10 protein-coding genes and 1 pseudogene are annotated in these 14,691 nt (G+C 63.7%); 9 read left to right on the top strand and 2 right to left on the bottom strand.

The annotated features are described in order from the left end of the window. Positions 1-121 precede the first annotated feature (121 nt). On the bottom strand, positions 122-523 hold the full coding sequence (locus ACZCWR_RS12505; RefSeq protein ID WP_487301073.1) for a transposase: 402 nt from the start codon (positions 521-523) through the stop codon (positions 122-124). Between the two features lie 419 nt (positions 524-942). Between ACZCWR_RS12505 and ACZCWR_RS12500 the strand changes: the two genes are divergently transcribed. The 9 genes and pseudogenes from ACZCWR_RS12500 (at position 943) to truB (ending at position 13,080) form a co-directional block, all read left to right on the top strand. Continuing rightward, positions 943-1,845 carry a LysR substrate-binding domain-containing protein gene (locus tag ACZCWR_RS12500; RefSeq protein WP_487303319.1) on the top strand — a complete coding sequence of 301 codons (903 nt, stop codon included), beginning with the start codon at positions 943-945 and terminating at the stop codon, positions 1,843-1,845. Positions 1,846-1,907: 62 nt separating this feature from the next. Next, entirely contained in the window at positions 1,908-3,140 is a 1,233-nt protein-coding gene (locus ACZCWR_RS12495) for a pyridoxal phosphate-dependent aminotransferase (protein WP_487301072.1), read from the top strand. 339 nt (positions 3,141-3,479) lie between these two features. After that, positions 3,480-4,253 (top strand): annotated as a pseudogene (scpB, locus tag ACZCWR_RS12490) (SMC-Scp complex subunit ScpB); the annotation flags it as partial. A gap of 166 nt (positions 4,254-4,419) precedes the next feature. After that, on the top strand, positions 4,420-6,279 hold the full coding sequence (gene rluB, locus ACZCWR_RS12485) for a 23S rRNA pseudouridine(2605) synthase RluB (RefSeq protein ID WP_487301071.1): 1,860 nt from the start codon (positions 4,420-4,422) through the stop codon (positions 6,277-6,279). Between the two features lie 369 nt (positions 6,280-6,648). Next, positions 6,649-7,107 carry a ribosome maturation factor RimP gene (gene rimP / locus ACZCWR_RS12480; RefSeq protein ID WP_487303318.1) on the top strand — a complete coding sequence of 153 codons (459 nt, stop codon included), beginning with the start codon at positions 6,649-6,651 and terminating at the stop codon, positions 7,105-7,107. Beyond that, complete coding sequence (gene nusA / locus ACZCWR_RS12475; protein ID WP_487301070.1) at positions 7,104-8,579, top strand: transcription termination factor NusA; 1,476 nt, start codon at positions 7,104-7,106, stop codon at positions 8,577-8,579. Before rimP ends, nusA begins: the two co-directional genes overlap by 4 nt. A 93-nt stretch (positions 8,580-8,672) precedes the next feature. Further along, on the top strand, positions 8,673-11,681 hold the full coding sequence (gene infB / locus ACZCWR_RS12470; protein ID WP_487301069.1) for a translation initiation factor IF-2: 3,009 nt from the start codon (positions 8,673-8,675) through the stop codon (positions 11,679-11,681). A 97-nt stretch (positions 11,682-11,778) separates the two neighbouring features. Continuing rightward, positions 11,779-12,156 (top strand): 30S ribosome-binding factor RbfA, encoded by a 378-nt coding sequence (rbfA, locus tag ACZCWR_RS12465; protein ID WP_487301068.1) that lies wholly within the window; start codon positions 11,779-11,781, stop codon positions 12,154-12,156. Further along, positions 12,157-13,080 (top strand): tRNA pseudouridine(55) synthase TruB, encoded by a 924-nt coding sequence (gene truB / locus ACZCWR_RS12460; RefSeq protein WP_487301067.1) that lies wholly within the window; start codon positions 12,157-12,159, stop codon positions 13,078-13,080. It begins immediately after the preceding gene. Positions 13,081-13,134: 54 nt separating this feature from the next. On the opposite strand, the gene ACZCWR_RS12455 is transcribed toward truB, so the two are convergent. After that, the gene (locus ACZCWR_RS12455) at positions 13,135-14,691 is read right to left on the bottom strand and encodes a DHA2 family efflux MFS transporter permease subunit (protein WP_487301066.1); all 1,557 of its coding nucleotides are present in this window, start codon (positions 14,689-14,691) and stop codon (positions 13,135-13,137) included.

Below are 14,691 nucleotides of genomic sequence, written 5' to 3'. Positions count from 1 at the left end.
AAAGAGTTGTATCGGCGGAAGGTCGTCGCGAACGCGCCGCGCATGACGAGAACCGCGAAGAAGGAAGTGCGAACCGAAGCCGGCGCGAAACCGGCTTCGATGTGGCGGAGCGATGTGGTACTCAGGCCATCTTGGCCGGAGCGCGCCAGGATTCCGGGTTGGTCCAGAACGCGCCACGCAGGCGATCGCGGCTCGGCGGCGCGGGCGGCTTTGCCGCGCTCGAACCGATCCGGCCACGCAGCGAGACTTCGCGGCCGTTGCTGGCAAGACGCTTCACGATTTCGGCCAGCGTGCCGTCCGCTTGCCACTCGTCGAAACGACGACGGCAGGTCGGGGGCGAAGGATAGCGGCCCGGCAGCTTCGACCAGCCTTCACCCGTCGAAAGCACCCAGAGGACCGCATTCACCACCGCGCGAGCTTCAACACGCGGCCTGCCGCGCCGCTCACTACGTGCGGGTTCGGAACAAAACAAAGCCTCAACCAGCGCCCACTCGTTATCTCTCAAATCGTCGAACAGCACCATATTTCACCTCAGCGAAGCTAACCCCGGTGCGCTGCCCCGCGCCGCGCACTCTGGTCGAATCCGAAGAACGAATACCAGGGGAGGACGAAGCGCTGCGGTGAGCGATTTTTTCGAGAACCGCGTGGCTTCGACCTCTGTGCGCAATGAAATGCGAGAACCGTGCCATGCGTGCCTGAAAACCCGGGAAAGCCGCATGGCAGTAGGCTGACGCGATGTCAGCATGGCCCGTATGAGACCCGAAACAGACTAATTCCGAAATCGGGACAATCACCAATCGAGTGCAAAAGGCCCTCCGAGCGTGCGTTGAGGCGCTTTTGCTGCACCGCAGCGAAACGCTCGTTCGGGTCGATCTGAAGCCGCCATCTTATAATTCGGGAATGAAAACGCGTTATCCATGAGTTTGGCGAATGAACGTACCCTTGAATGTCACGTTACGGCAGTTGCGCGTGTTTATAGCGGTATCGCGGTTGCGCAGCTTCAGCCGCGCCGGCGATGAAATCGGCCTCACGCAATCCGCCGTCAGCCGCTGCGTGCGGGAACTGGAGGGCGAGATCGGCCTCAAGCTCATCGACCGAACCACGCGCGAAGTGCAACTGACCGACATGGGCGTCAATCTCGTCGGCACGGTGTCGCGCCTGCTTTCCGATCTCGACGAGGCGCTGCGCGAAGTCCGCGACCTCGGCCAGCAAAAACGCGGGCGCGTGATCGTTGCGGCGAGTCCGACCATCGCGTGCCGGTTGATGCCGCGGGTCATCGCCTCGTGCATGCAGCAGTTTCCGCTCGTCACGCTGAGTCTGCGCGATGACGTCCAATCCGATGTCCTGCGCCGCGTGAAGTCCGGCGAAGTGGATTTCGGCGTCGTGATCGGGCCGTTTTCATCGGACGAGCTTCTTGGCCAGCGGGTGATGACCGACTCGTTTTGCCTCGTCGCGCGCCGCGATCATCCGCTCGCGCGCGAAACAGCCGTGCCGTGGGGCGCGTTGACGGGCGAGCGGCTCGTGATGCTCGATTACGCGTCCGGCAGCCGTCCGATCATCGATGCCGTCATGCAGGAGCACGGCATCGAGGCGCAGGTGGTGCAGGAACTCGGTCATTCGGCGACCGTGTTCGGGTTGGTCGAGGCGGGCGTCGGCGTGAGCGTGCTGCCGTGGCTCGCACTGCCGCTGCCTGCGGATTCGTCGCTGGTCGCGCTGCCGCTCATGCCGCGCGCCGAACGCACGGTCGAACTGGTGCGGCGGCGCGAGCGTTCGCTTTCGCCGGTCGCCGAATCCGTGTGGTCGCTGATCGCCGCGCTGCCGGGCCGCGCGGAGGAACTCGGCTGATATCTCGAAATAAACATGCACACGTTAGACTTGAGCCTTGATCGACAAGGGCGAGACAGACAATGAGCGAATCGGAAGGCGCGGTGAGGGCGGAACTCAGTGAACTGACGAACACGCACGGCCACGGCGCGCCCAACGCGCGCGATGCCGTTCGGGCGCTGCGTCCGTCGCAGATTCGCGAGGTAGCGAACGCGGGCTTCGGCGTGCCGGACGTGCTGCCTTTCTGGTTCGGCGAGTCCGACCGCGTCACGCCCTCGTTCATTCGCGATGCCGCGAGCCGCGCGCTCGCCGATGGCGCGACCTTCTACACGCACAATCTCGGCGTCGCGCCGCTGCGTGAGGCGCTGGCGCGTTACGTCGGTGGTCTGCACGGCGCGACATCGGCGGACCATATCGCGGTGACGAGCGCGGGCGTCAACGCGCTGATGCTCGCGGCGCAACTCGTCGCGGGCGCGGGCGATCGCGTCGTCGCCGTCACGCCGTTGTGGCCGAACCTCGTCGAGATTCCGAAGATTCTCGGCGCGAGCGTCGAAACCGTGTCGCTGACGTATGGTTCGCGCGGCTGGACGCTCGATCTGGATCGGCTGCTCGCCGCGCTCACGCCGTCCACGCGCATGCTGATGATCAACTCGCCGAACAACCCGACCGGCTGGACGATGACGCGCGACGAGCAGCGCACCGTTTTAGAGCACTGCCGGCGTCACGGTATCTGGATCGTCGCGGACGAAGTGTACGAACGCCTCTATTACGGCGATGGCGGCCGCGTCGCGCCGTCGTTTCTGGATCTCGCCACGCGCGACGAACGCGTGATCGCGATCAACTCGTTCTCGAAGGCGTGGCTCATGACCGGCTGGCGGCTCGGCTGGATCGTTGCGCCGACGTGTCTCATGGACGATCTCGGCAAGCTCGTCGAGTACAACACGTCGTGCGCGCCATCATTCGTGCAGCAGGCGGGGATCGTCGCGGTCGAGGAGGGCGAGTCGTTCACACGTTCGTTGGTCGACGAAATGCGCGCGAGCCGCGATCACCTCGTCGCCGCGCTTCAGTCGATCGAAGGCGTCGACGTGCGCGCACCGGATGGCGCGATATATCTGTTCTTTTCCTTGCCCGGCGCGGCGCGCAGTCTCGACCTGTGCAAGCGTCTCGTGCGCGAGGCGAGGCTGGGACTCGCGCCCGGCAGCGCGTTCGGCGCGGAAGGCGAAGGCTTCGTGCGATGGTGTTACGCATGCGATCCGGCGCGTCTGGATGTCGGCGTCGAACGACTGAAGCAATTCTTGGCGACGCCCCCACGCTGAACGCCCGTGCCGAAGTGAGCGCCGAAGCCCGTTATCGATTCACCTTTACGCCCCGATTCTTTTTGCGTAATATGGCGCTCAGTCACGCGCTTTCGCCTTGGAAAGCGCCACCTCGTCCGGCTGGATGGCCCGGCGGTTCGCTGATCGACCGCCCAGTTTCGCCTCCCCCGGTGCGTGCTCCCAATCAATATGACCGACCAAAATCGGGCGAGCGCGTCTTGAACATCCGCGTCCAGGTTTATCGTCCGCTGCGCTCCAATGGTGCTTCCGTGGCGCGCGAACCTGCATAAGCTCGAATTCGTATCGGATCATTGACCATATAGGGTTGGCTCAAGCTGCATGAATACCCAAGAGGCGAAAATCGTCCTCGAGACTGCTTTGATTTGCGCGCAGGAACCGTTGCGGTTGAGTGATTTGCGCAAGCTCTTCACCGAAGATATTTCGGTGGATACCGTTCGCACCTTGCTGGAAGCCCTGCAGACAGACTGGACGGGGCGCGGCGTGGAACTGGTGGCGCTCGCATCGGGCTGGCGTTTTCAAAGCAAACCCGCCATGCGGGCTTATCTCGATCGTTTGAATCCGGAAAAGCCGCCGAAGTATTCGCGCGCCGTGCTCGAAACGCTGGCAATCATTGCTTATAGGCAACCGGTTACGCGTGGCGATATCGAAGAAATTCGCGGCGTGACGGTCAATACGCAAGTCGTGAAGCAGCTTGAAGATCGCAGTTGGATCGAAGTGATCGGGCATCGGGACGTACCGGGCCGTCCGGCGCTGTATGCCACGACCAAGCAGTTTCTCGACGATTTGGGTCTCAGCGCGCTCGACGAACTGCCTGCGCTCGATAACCCTTCCGCGACGCTCGAAGCATCGCTGCTGGCGCAGCATTCGATCGAATTCGCGGATGCCGCGGCGGTGCAACCCGCCGGCGACGAAGCCGAAGCGGCGCCAGAAGAAAACGCAGGACAAACACACGAAGATATCGGAACGATTCCTGCGAACGAGGACGTGTCGACGCCGCCCGAGTTTCTGCACGCTGCGTCTCACGCAACGGGCGAGATCGCGCCGGACGCGGCCGCGCAAGACCCGGCGCCGCGCGATGACATCGACCAGGACGACGATTCCGAAGAACCCGAGGCGCGACGCGCCTGAACGATTGCATGGCCCCTGATTCCGCGACCCGGCTCTCCAAAAAGATCATTTCGAGACGACCAGCCGGAAGAATCAGCGGAAATTTCTGACGCGCCCGCGATGGGCGCGCGATTCGACATTTGAGGTTGTTTTGACACACTCCCACGACAGCGATTCGCCTGAATCCGTGCGCCACGCGCATGCCGCGGACGCCCCAGAGTCGGCCGATGCCGGCGAACGCACGCGCACCGACGAAAGCGGTGAGGGCGAAGATCGTCCGCGCCGCGGCTTGCGCCGAGGCCCGCGCAGTCTGATTGCGCGGCGTCGCGCTGTCGCCAAGACGAAGGGCACGGAAGGCACGGCGACGCCGGGCGAAACCGAAAACGAGACGCCGGCCGACGGCGTCGCCGATGCGCCAGCGCGCGCGCCGCGTAATGCGCGGCCCCGTCGAGAGGCGAGCGAAGGCGGTGCGTCCGGGCCGCGTCGCAACGGCAAAGCGCGAGGCGCGAACGGGGAAGCGAGAGCGGAAGGCGCAGGCGAATCGACCACGCCGCCGCCGCGCGGCAGGAACGCACAGCAAAAGCGCGGCAAGCCACGCGGTGACGCGGCGGCTCCGGCAGCGGTCGAAAATGCGGCCGCCGCTGCCGTGGACGACGTCTTCGCCTACGTGACATCCCCCGCGTTCGACGCCGATAACAACGCCGCCGGCGTGCGCGCGCCGATGCTCCGCCGTGGCCGCAACGCCCCGCAACAAAAGCGCGTGCTGGAACCCGACGACGACGCACCGAAGCTCCACAAAGTGCTCGCGGATGCCGGCATGGGTTCGCGTCGCGACATGGAAGAACTGATCATCGCGGGGCGCGTGTCGGTGAACGGCGAGCCTGCGCATATCGGGCAGCGCATTCTGCCGACCGATCAGGTTCGCATCAACGGCAAGCCGATCCGGCGCAAGCTGGCAAGCAAGCCGCCGCGCATCCTGCTGTATCACAAGCCCACGGGCGAGATCGTCAGCCACGCTGACCCTGAAGGCCGTCCGACCGTATTCGACAAACTCCCGTCGATGAAAACCGCCAAGTGGCTCGCGGTCGGTCGTCTGGACTTCAACACGGAAGGCCTGTTGCTGCTCACGACGTCGGGCGATCTGGCGAACCGCTTCATGCATCCGCGTTACAGCGTCGAGCGTGAATATGCGGTGCGCGTGGTCGGCCAGTTGTCGGAAGGGATGAAGCAGAAGCTGCTCAAAGGCGTCGAACTCGACGACGGCCCCGCGAACTTCCTGCGTATTCAGGATGGCGGCGGCGAGGGCACGAATCACTGGTATCACGTTTCGCTGGCCGAAGGCCGCAATCGCGAAGTGCGACGCATGTTCGAAGCCGCCGGCCTGATGGTCAGCCGGCTGATCCGCACGCGCCACGGTCCGATCGCGCTGCCGCGCAATCTGAAGCGCGGCCGCTGGGAAGAGCTGGAAGACAATCAGGTGCGCAGCCTGATGGCGACGGTCGGACTCAAGGTGCCGACTTCCGAGAAGGGCGGACGCGATTCCGCACCGCGCGTTCAACCCGATCCGATGCAAACGTCGATGGGCATCATCACGCGCGAGCCGGTGCTGAGTTCGCACTCACGCATGATGCAGCAGCAGACGCCGGGACGCGGCGGCCGGCGCGGCGCGCAAGGCAATGGCATGCCCGGCGCGTTCGGGCTGGGCGGTGCCGGTGGTGCGTCCGGAAACGGCTTCGGTGGCAACGCGGGCGGCGGTATGAATCGTCGCGGACGCGAGGCGAACGGCAACCGTTTCGGCGAGGAGCCGAATGGCAATCGCGCGAACAACGGGCGCGGCGGTCCGCGCGGTCCGCGTCCGCAAGGCAGCGCGCCGGGCATGGGCGCGCAGGGCAAGCGCACCGCAGACGGCAACGGTCCGCGCGGCAATCGTTCGGGCGGTGGCCCGCAAGGCACCGGTCAGGGCAAGCCGGGCGCGCCGCGCGGCACACGCAATCGCACGCGGGGACGTTGACCCGCAGCGATGACGGATCGGCCGGAACATCGTTTTCCGGCCGGTTTCGTTTACCGCAATGCGTAAGCGTGTTCAGTCGCGGCCAGCCGCTCCGAACATGCCGCCAAACCCGGCAAAACAGGCGCGAAACGGCCCCCAACACGGGCTCTACGTTTGCGTTTATCGCGAAAAACGGCTAAAATCTTGAAGTCGCTGGGCACGTAGTTATTCTTCGCTGCCCGGGTGCGACCTCGGTTGAAGAAGATGGGCGTTGGCCCATTTTTTTTTGGCTTTTCGGTTCGGCATCTCGGGAGCAAGGGTGCGCGCCCGCTCGGTAGGCGCTGCCCGCAGGTGTTTCGGCGTGGAGCGCGCGAACACCTTGGAGTTACTGTGCAACTGACGGAATTGATTGAAACCACGGTTTCGGGCCTGGGTTATGAGTTTGTCGATCTCGAACGCGCGGGAGGCGGCATGCTGCGTGTGTATATCGACCAGCCGGCCGGTATCGCCATCGAAGACTGCGAGAAGGTCACACGTCAGCTCCAGTACTTGCTCGAAGTCGAGAATATCGACTACAACCGGCTCGAAGTCTCATCGCCGGGACTCGACCGTCCGCTCAGGAAGCTGGCCGATTTCGAACGCTTCGCGGGCAGCGAAGTCGTCATCACACTGAAGAAGCCGCTGGACGGGCGCAAGTCCTTCCGGGGCATCGTGCACGCCCCCGAAGGCGAAACGATCGGTTTGGAATTTGAAGGGAAGGACGGCGCCGCGATGTTGGATTTCACGCTCGCGGACCTCGATAAAGCACGTCTCGTCCCCAAGGTTGACTTTAGGAGCCGCAAACAATGAGTCGCGAAGTTTTGATGCTGGCGGATGCGCTGGCGCGCGAAAAAAACGTCAACAAGGACGTGGTGTACGCAGCACTGGAAGCCGCTCTGGCTTCGGCAACGAAGAAGCTGTTCGAGGAAGACGTCGATATTCGCGTGGCCATCGACCGTGAAAGCGGCGAGCACGAGACTTTCCGCCGCTGGCGCGTGGTGCCGGACGAAGCCGGTCTGCAGGAGCCGGATCAGGAAATCCTGCTGTTCGAGGCGAAAGAGCAAAAGCCCGACGCCGAAGTGGACGATTTCATCGAGGAGCCGATTCCGTCGATCGAATTCGGCCGGATCGGCGCGCAGGCCGCCAAGCAGGTCATCCTGCAGAAGGTGCGCGACGCCGAGCGCGAGCAGATCCTGAACGACTTCCTCGAGCGCGGCGAAAAGATCATGACCGGCTCGGTCAAGCGGCTGGACAAGGGCAATTTCATCGTCGAATCGGGTCGCGTGGAAGCGCTGCTGCGCCGCGACCAGTTGATTCCGAAGGAAAACCTGCGCGTGGGCGACCGCGTGCGGGCGTATATCGCCAAGGTCGATCGCACGGCGCGCGGCCCGCAGATCGAACTCTCGCGCACCGCGCCCGAGTTCCTGATGAAACTGTTCGAGCTGGAAGTGCCGGAAATCGAACAAGGGCTGCTGGAAATCAAGGCGGCCGCGCGCGATCCCGGCGTGCGTGCGAAAATCGGGGTGATCGCCTACGACAAGCGCATCGATCCCATCGGAACATGCGTCGGCATCCGCGGTTCGCGCGTGCAGGCCGTGCGTAACGAGCTTGGTGGCGAGAACGTGGACATCGTGCTATGGTCGGAAGACCCCGCGCAGTTCGTGATCGGCGCCCTTGCGCCGGCAGCCGTCCAGTCGATCGTCGTCGATGAAGAAAAGCATTCGATGGACGTGGTCGTGGACGAAAACGAACTCGCCGTCGCCATCGGCCGTGCCGGCCAGAATGTGAGGCTCGCCTCAGAACTCACCGGCTGGCAGATCAACATCATGACGCCGGACGAGTCTGCGCTGAAGCAGAACGAAGAACGCGGCAAGTTGCGCGATCTGTTCATGGCGCGTCTGGATGTGGACGAGGAAGTCGCCGACATCCTGATCGACGAAGGCTTCACGAGCCTCGAAGAAATCGCGTACGTGCCGCTCAACGAAATGCTCGAAATCGAAGCCTTCGACGAAGACACCGTGCACGAGTTGCGCAACCGTTCGCGCGACGCATTGTTGACCCAGGCGATTGCGAACGAAGAAAAGGTCGAGGGCGTGGCGCTCGATCTGAAGAGTCTCGACGGCATGGACGACGAACTGTTCGCGAAACTCGCCGAGCAACAGATTTATACCCGCGACGAACTCGCGGAGTTGGCAGTGGATGAACTGGTCGAAATGACCGGAATGCAAGAGGATGCCGCTAAGGCGTTGATCATGAAAGCACGTGAACACTGGTTCCAGTGAGAAATGACCATGGCGCACTGAAATTTGGCGGCCTGTCTGGCCGCGTGACCCCGATCTAACAGCAAGGACTTTTCCTTGCATCAAGAGGAATGAATGGCGAGTAACAACGTAGCCCAATTTGCCGCGGAACTGAAAATGCCTGCAGGCGTGCTGCTGGAGCAACTGCAGGCGGCTGGCGTACAGAAAGCGAGCGCGAACGACGACCTGTCCGAGACGGACAAGGCGCGTCTGCTCGATCATTTGCGCAAGTCGCACGGCTCCGCCGATGCCGACAAGCGCAAGATCACTCTGACCCGCCGGCATACGTCGGAAATCAAACAATCCGACGCAACGGGTAAAGCTCGCACCATTCAGGTCGAGGTGCGCAAGAAGCGTGTTTTCGTGAAGCGTGACGAAGCCGGTGCCGAGCAGTCGGAGCCGGTGGCGAATCACGTCGAGGAACCGGAAGTCGACGAAGCCGAACTCCAGCGCCGCGAGGAAGAAGCGCGCCGTGCCGCCGAGCAGCTCGAACGCGAGGAGCGCGAGCTGAAGGAGCGTCAGGCGAAGCTGGAACAGGAAGAAGCCGAACGTCGCGCCCGCGAGGAAGCGGCGGAAGCCGAGCGCCGCAAGCAGGAAGAAGAAGCGGCGCGCCGTGCCGCCGCTGCCGCTCAGGCCGCGGAACTGTCGCGTTCGGCGCAGGCCGCGCGTCAGGAAGCGCGTACGCCGGCTGCTGCCGAAACCAAGCCCGAGCCGAAGCCGGTCGAGAAGGACGACAGCGCCATGCGCGAAGCCGCCGAGAAGGCCGCCGAGGAAAAAGCCGCCAGCGAACGTGCTGCGCAGCGCGAAGCCGCCAAGAAGGCGGAGGAAACCGCACGCGCGGCAACCGAGAAGGCGCGTCTGGAACAGGAACAAATCGCGAAGCGTCGCGCGGCGGCGGAAGCCGAGGCACGCGCCATCCGCGAAATGATGAACACGCCGCGCAAGGCGCAGGTCAAGGCGCCGGAACCGGCGAAGCCGGCAGAAGTACCGGCCGCCGCTGCCGCCGCCAAGGCTGCCGAAGCCAAGGGCACGCTTCACAAGCCTGCACGGCCGGAAGGCGCGCCTGCCGCGCGTCCGCCTGCGGCGAAGAAGCCGGCCACGACGGGCGCGGCTGCACCGGCATCGACCGCACCGGCGGGCGCGGGCGACAAGAAAAAGGCCGGCGGCAAGGCTGGCTGGCAGCAGGACGATGCATCGAAGCGTCGCGGCATGAAGACACGCGGCGACTCCAGCGGCGGGGTCGATCGCGGCTGGCGCGGCGGTCCGAAGGGTCGCGGCAAGCATCAGGATCAGAACACGTCGTTCCAGGCGCCGACCGAACCGATCATCCGCGAAATCCATGTGCCGGAAACCATTTCGGTGGCGGATCTCGCGCACAAGATGTCGGTGAAGGCTTCGGAAGTCATCAAGGTGATGATGAAGCTCGGCCAGATGGTCACGATCAACCAGGTGCTGGACCAGGAAACCGCGATGATCGTCGTCGAGGAACTGGGCCATCGCGCGGTCGCGGCGAAGCTGGACGATCCGGAAGCGCTGCTGGTCGAAGGCGAAGCCACGGAAGACACGGCGGAAAAGCTGCCGCGTCCGCCGGTCGTCACGGTCATGGGTCACGTCGACCACGGCAAGACCTCGCTGCTGGACTACATCCGTCGCGCGAAAGTGGCGGCGGGCGAAGCGGGCGGCATCACGCAGCATATCGGCGCGTATCACGTCGAAACGCCGCGCGGCGTCGTCACCTTCCTCGACACGCCGGGTCACGAGGCCTTCACGGCCATGCGTGCGCGCGGTGCGAAGGCGACCGACATCGTTATTCTGGTGGTCGCGGCGGATGACGGCGTGATGCCGCAGACGAAGGAAGCGATCGCCCACGCTAAGGCGGGCGGCGTGCCGATCGTCGTCGCGATCAACAAGATCGACAAGCCGGATGCGAATCCGGAGCGCGTGAAGCAGGAACTCGTCGCGGAAGGCGTGGTGCCGGAAGAATACGGTGGCGATTCGCCGTTCCTCGAAGTGTCGGCGAAGACCGGCAAGGGCATCGACGATCTGCTGGAAAACGTGTCGCTGCAGGCCGAAGTGATGGAACTCACCGCACCGGTGGAAGCACCGGCCAAGGGTCTCGTCATCGAAGCGAAGCTGGACAAGGGCAAGGGCGCGGTCGCGACCATCCTCGTGCAGTCGGGCACGCTGAACCGCGGCGACGTGGTGCTGGCGGGCAGCGCGTACGGCCGTGTTCGTGCCATGCTGGACGAAACCGGCAAGCCGACCAAGTCGGCAGGCCCGTCCATTCCGGTGGAAATTCAGGGTCTGTCGGAAGTGCCGGCAGCGGGCGAGGAAGTCATCGTGTTGCCGGACGAACGCAAGGCGCGTGAAATCGCCTTGTTCCGTCAGGGCAAGTTCCGCGATGTGAAGCTCGCCAAGCAGCAGGCAGCGAAGCTCGAAAACATGCTCGAACAGATGGGCGAAGGCGAAGTGCAAAACCTGCCGCTCATCGTCAAGGCGGACGTGCAGGGCTCGCAGGAAGCGCTGGTGCAGTCGCTGCTCAAGCTCTCGACCGGCGAAGTGCGCGTGCAGATCGTGCACAGCGCGGTCGGCGCGATCAGCGAGTCGGACGTCAACCTGGCGACGGCATCGAAGGCGGTCATCATCGGCTTCAACACGCGCGCGGATGCTCAGGCGCGCAAGGTGGCCGAGGCGAATGGCATCGACATCCGCTACTACAACATCATCTATGACGCAGTGGATGAAGTGAAGGCAGCGATGTCCGGCATGCTCTCGCCGGAGAAGCGCGAAACGGTGACGGGCATGGTCGAGGTGCGTCAGGTGATCCGCGTGCCGAAGGTCGGTCTGATCGCGGGTTGTATGGTCACGGACGGCGTGGTGAAGCGTTCCTCGTCGGTGCGCGTGATCCGCAACAACGTCGTGATCCATACCGGCGAGCTGGATTCGCTCAAGCGCTTCAAGGACGACGTGAAGGAAGTGCGTCAGGGCTTCGAGTGCGGTATGTCGGTGAAGAACTTCAGCGATATCGTCGAAGGCGATCAGTTCGAAGTCTTCGAAGTGACGGAAGTGGCTCGTACGCTGTAATGCACTGAGTACGCCGAGCCCACGGGCGGAGCGGGCCTCGCGGCTCGCTCCGCCTTTTTTATTGGCGCGGCGCACGCAAGAAAACGGATAGAACATCATGGCTAAAAAACGGACGTCGGCGAACCGCAACGTGCAGATTGCGGATCAGATCCAGCGCGATCTTTCCGACCTGTTGCGCGAGGTGAAAGACCCGCGCATCGGGATGGTGACCATTCAGAGCGTGGAACTCACGCCCGATTACGCGCACGCGAAGGTGTATTTCACGACGCTCACGGGCGATCCTCAACAGACGCAGGAAGGGCTGAACCACGCGGCGGGGCATCTGCATAATCTGCTGTTCAAGCGGCTGCACATTCATACGGTGCCGACGCTGCATTTCCACTACGACCAGACCATCGAGAAAGCCGTCGAGATGTCGCGTCTGATCGATGAAGCCAACGCTTCGCGCGCCAAAGATGACGAAGAAGGCGCGTAAATGAAGGGCGGCACGAAGATTCCGCGCCGCGCGCTAGACGGCGTGCTGTTGCTCGACAAGCCGCTCGGTTTGTCGAGCAACGATGCGCTCATCAAGGCGAAGCGCTTGTATCTGGCGAAGAAGGCCGGCCATACGGGCACGCTCGATCCGCTCGCCACGGGCCTCTTGCCGCTGTGTTTCGGCGAAGCGACGAAGTTCTCGCAGGATCTGCTCGAAGCCGACAAGACATACGAAGCCACGATGCGTCTGGGCATCCGCACGACTACGGGCGATGCGGAAGGCGAAGCCATCGACACGCACGACGTGACGTGCGACGAGTCCGCCGTCGAGCAAGCGATGGCGAAATTTCTCGGCGACATCGTGCAAATTCCGCCGATGTACTCCGCGCTCAAACGCGATGGCAAGCCGCTCTACGAATACGCTCGCGCCGGTCAGACGGTCGAGCGAGAGGCGCGTCCGGTGACGATTCTCGCGTTGCAGATGATCGCGTGCGCGTTGCCGCTCGTGACGTTTCGCGTGACGTGCAGCAAGGGCACGTATGTGCGCACGCTTGCCGAAGATATTGGCGAAGCGCTCGGATGCGGCGCGCATCTGACGGCGCTCAGGCGCACGGGCGTGGGCGCGCTGACGCTCGAACACGCGGTGACGCTGGATGCGCTGGCCGATCTTGCCGAAACCGAACGCGACGCACGCCTTCAGCCGGTAGACGCGCTGCTCTCCACATTCCCCGCCGTGCGCCTCGACGATGAAGCGACAAAACGTTTTCTCCACGGCCAACGCCTGCGTCTGGCGGATGTCGCCAAAACGCGCCTCGAAGAAGGCCGTGTGCGTGTCTACGCGCAGGAGAGCGGTCGATTACTCGGCGTGGCGAAAGCAGGCGAGGGCGTGCTCGCGCCCGAGCGCTTGATCGTTATCGCGCAATAACAAAAAGCCCGGATCGTCTCCGGGCTTTTTGTCTTCCTGCCTAAGTTCAAAGATTCAATGCGCCGCCGATGCCGCCGCCGCCGAATCCCCGCCCGCGCGTTCCGGTTTGGTAATCCAGATCAACGCAATCAGCGCGACGAAAATCCCCGCCGAGATATAGAACATATCGTTCACGCCGAGCTGCGCGGCCTGCTGCGTCGCCATGCTGTTAAAGAGGCCGTAGGTCTGATCGTGCGAGAAACCCAGCGCGTTCATTTGCTGCATGGAGTTGGAGAAGGTCGGATTGAACGCGTTCGCCTGCTCCGTCAACTGAACGTGATGCACGATCGAGCGATGCTCCCACGCCGTCGAGAAAATCGACGTGCCGATACCGCCGCACATGATCCGCACGAAGTTCGACAAGCCCGACGCCGCCGGAATGCGATGTCCCGGCAAGCCCGACAGCGTGATCGACACCAGCGGAATGAAGAAGCCCGCCATCGCGATACCCTGAATCAGCGTCGGCACGGTGAGCGAGAACGTATCGACGCCGGTGGTGTAGCGGGAACGCATCCAGAAGCACAATGCGAACACGAGGAACGCGGCCGTCGCGATGCGGCGCGGGTCCGTGCGCGGCAGGAACTTGCCGGTGATCGGCGAGAGCAGCACCGCGAACACGCCGACCGGCGCCATTACCAGACCGGCATCCGTTGCCGTATAGCCGATGATCGTCTGCAGCCACAGCGGCAACAGCACCAGATTGCCGAAGTACAGGCCATAGCCGACCGATAGCGCGATCGTCCCGCCCGAAAAGTTGCGCAGCGCGAACAGCGACAAATCTACCACCGGATGTTCCGCCGTCAGCTCCCATACGAGGAAGAACGCGAACGCGATCACCGCGACCAGCGCCAGCACGACGATGGTCGTCGAATTGAACCAGTCGAGGTCCTTGCCCTTGTCGAGCATGATCTGAAGCGAGCCGACCCAGACCACGAGCAGGCCGAGCCCGACGGCATCGATCGGCGCCTTGCGAATGGCCGAATCGCGGTCGCGGAAGATGGCGTACGTGGCGAGCGCCGCGCCGATGCCCACCGGAATGTTGACGTAGAAGATCCACGGCCACGCGATGTTGTCCGAAATCCAGCCGCCGAGAATCGGGCCGGCGACCGGCGCGATGAGCGTGGTCATCGACCACATCGACAAGGCCATCGGCGCTTTCTCGCGTGGATAACTCGCGAGCAGCAGCGTTTGCGAGAGCGGGATCATCGGGCCGGCGACCGCGCCCTGCAACACCCGCGCGGCGAGCAGGAACGGCAGCGTCGGCGCGAGCCCGCACAGCCACGACGCGATCACGAACAGAATGATCGAGCCGAGAAACAGGCGCACTGTGCCGAGCCGCTGCGTGAGCCAGCCGGTCAGCGGCACCGAGATCGCATTGGCAACCGCGAACGAGGTGATGACCCACGTGCCCTGATCCGACGACACGCCGAGGTCGCCCGAGATCGACGGAATCGACACATTGGCGATCGACGTATCGAGCACATTCATGAACACCGCGAGCGACACGGCGATCGTCCCGATGACGAGCTTCGCGCCCTGAAGCGGTGGATGAACGATGTTTTGCTGAGACAT

The sequence above is a fragment of the Caballeronia sp. A2-2 genome (assembly GCF_057612605.2).
This window is presented reverse-complemented; position numbering and strand designations above follow the sequence as displayed.

What these genes read in the sequence shown, in the direction of transcription:
- ACZCWR_RS12455 (WP_487301066.1), bottom strand. Translation starts at nt 14,691, where the DNA reads ATGTCTCAGCAAAACATCGTTCATCCACCGCTTCAGGGCGCGAAGCTC.
- ACZCWR_RS12495 (WP_487301072.1), top strand. Translation starts at nt 1,908, where the DNA reads ATGAGCGAATCGGAAGGCGCGGTGAGGGCGGAACTCAGTGAACTGACG.
- infB (WP_487301069.1), top strand. Translation starts at nt 8,673, where the DNA reads ATGGCGAGTAACAACGTAGCCCAATTTGCCGCGGAACTGAAAATGCCT.
- rbfA (WP_487301068.1), top strand. Translation starts at nt 11,779, where the DNA reads ATGGCTAAAAAACGGACGTCGGCGAACCGCAACGTGCAGATTGCGGAT.
- nusA (WP_487301070.1), top strand. Translation starts at nt 7,104, where the DNA reads ATGAGTCGCGAAGTTTTGATGCTGGCGGATGCGCTGGCGCGCGAAAAA.
- ACZCWR_RS12505 (WP_487301073.1), bottom strand. Translation starts at nt 523, where the DNA reads ATGGTGCTGTTCGACGATTTGAGAGATAACGAGTGGGCGCTGGTTGAG.
- truB (WP_487301067.1), top strand. Translation starts at nt 12,157, where the DNA reads ATGAAGGGCGGCACGAAGATTCCGCGCCGCGCGCTAGACGGCGTGCTG.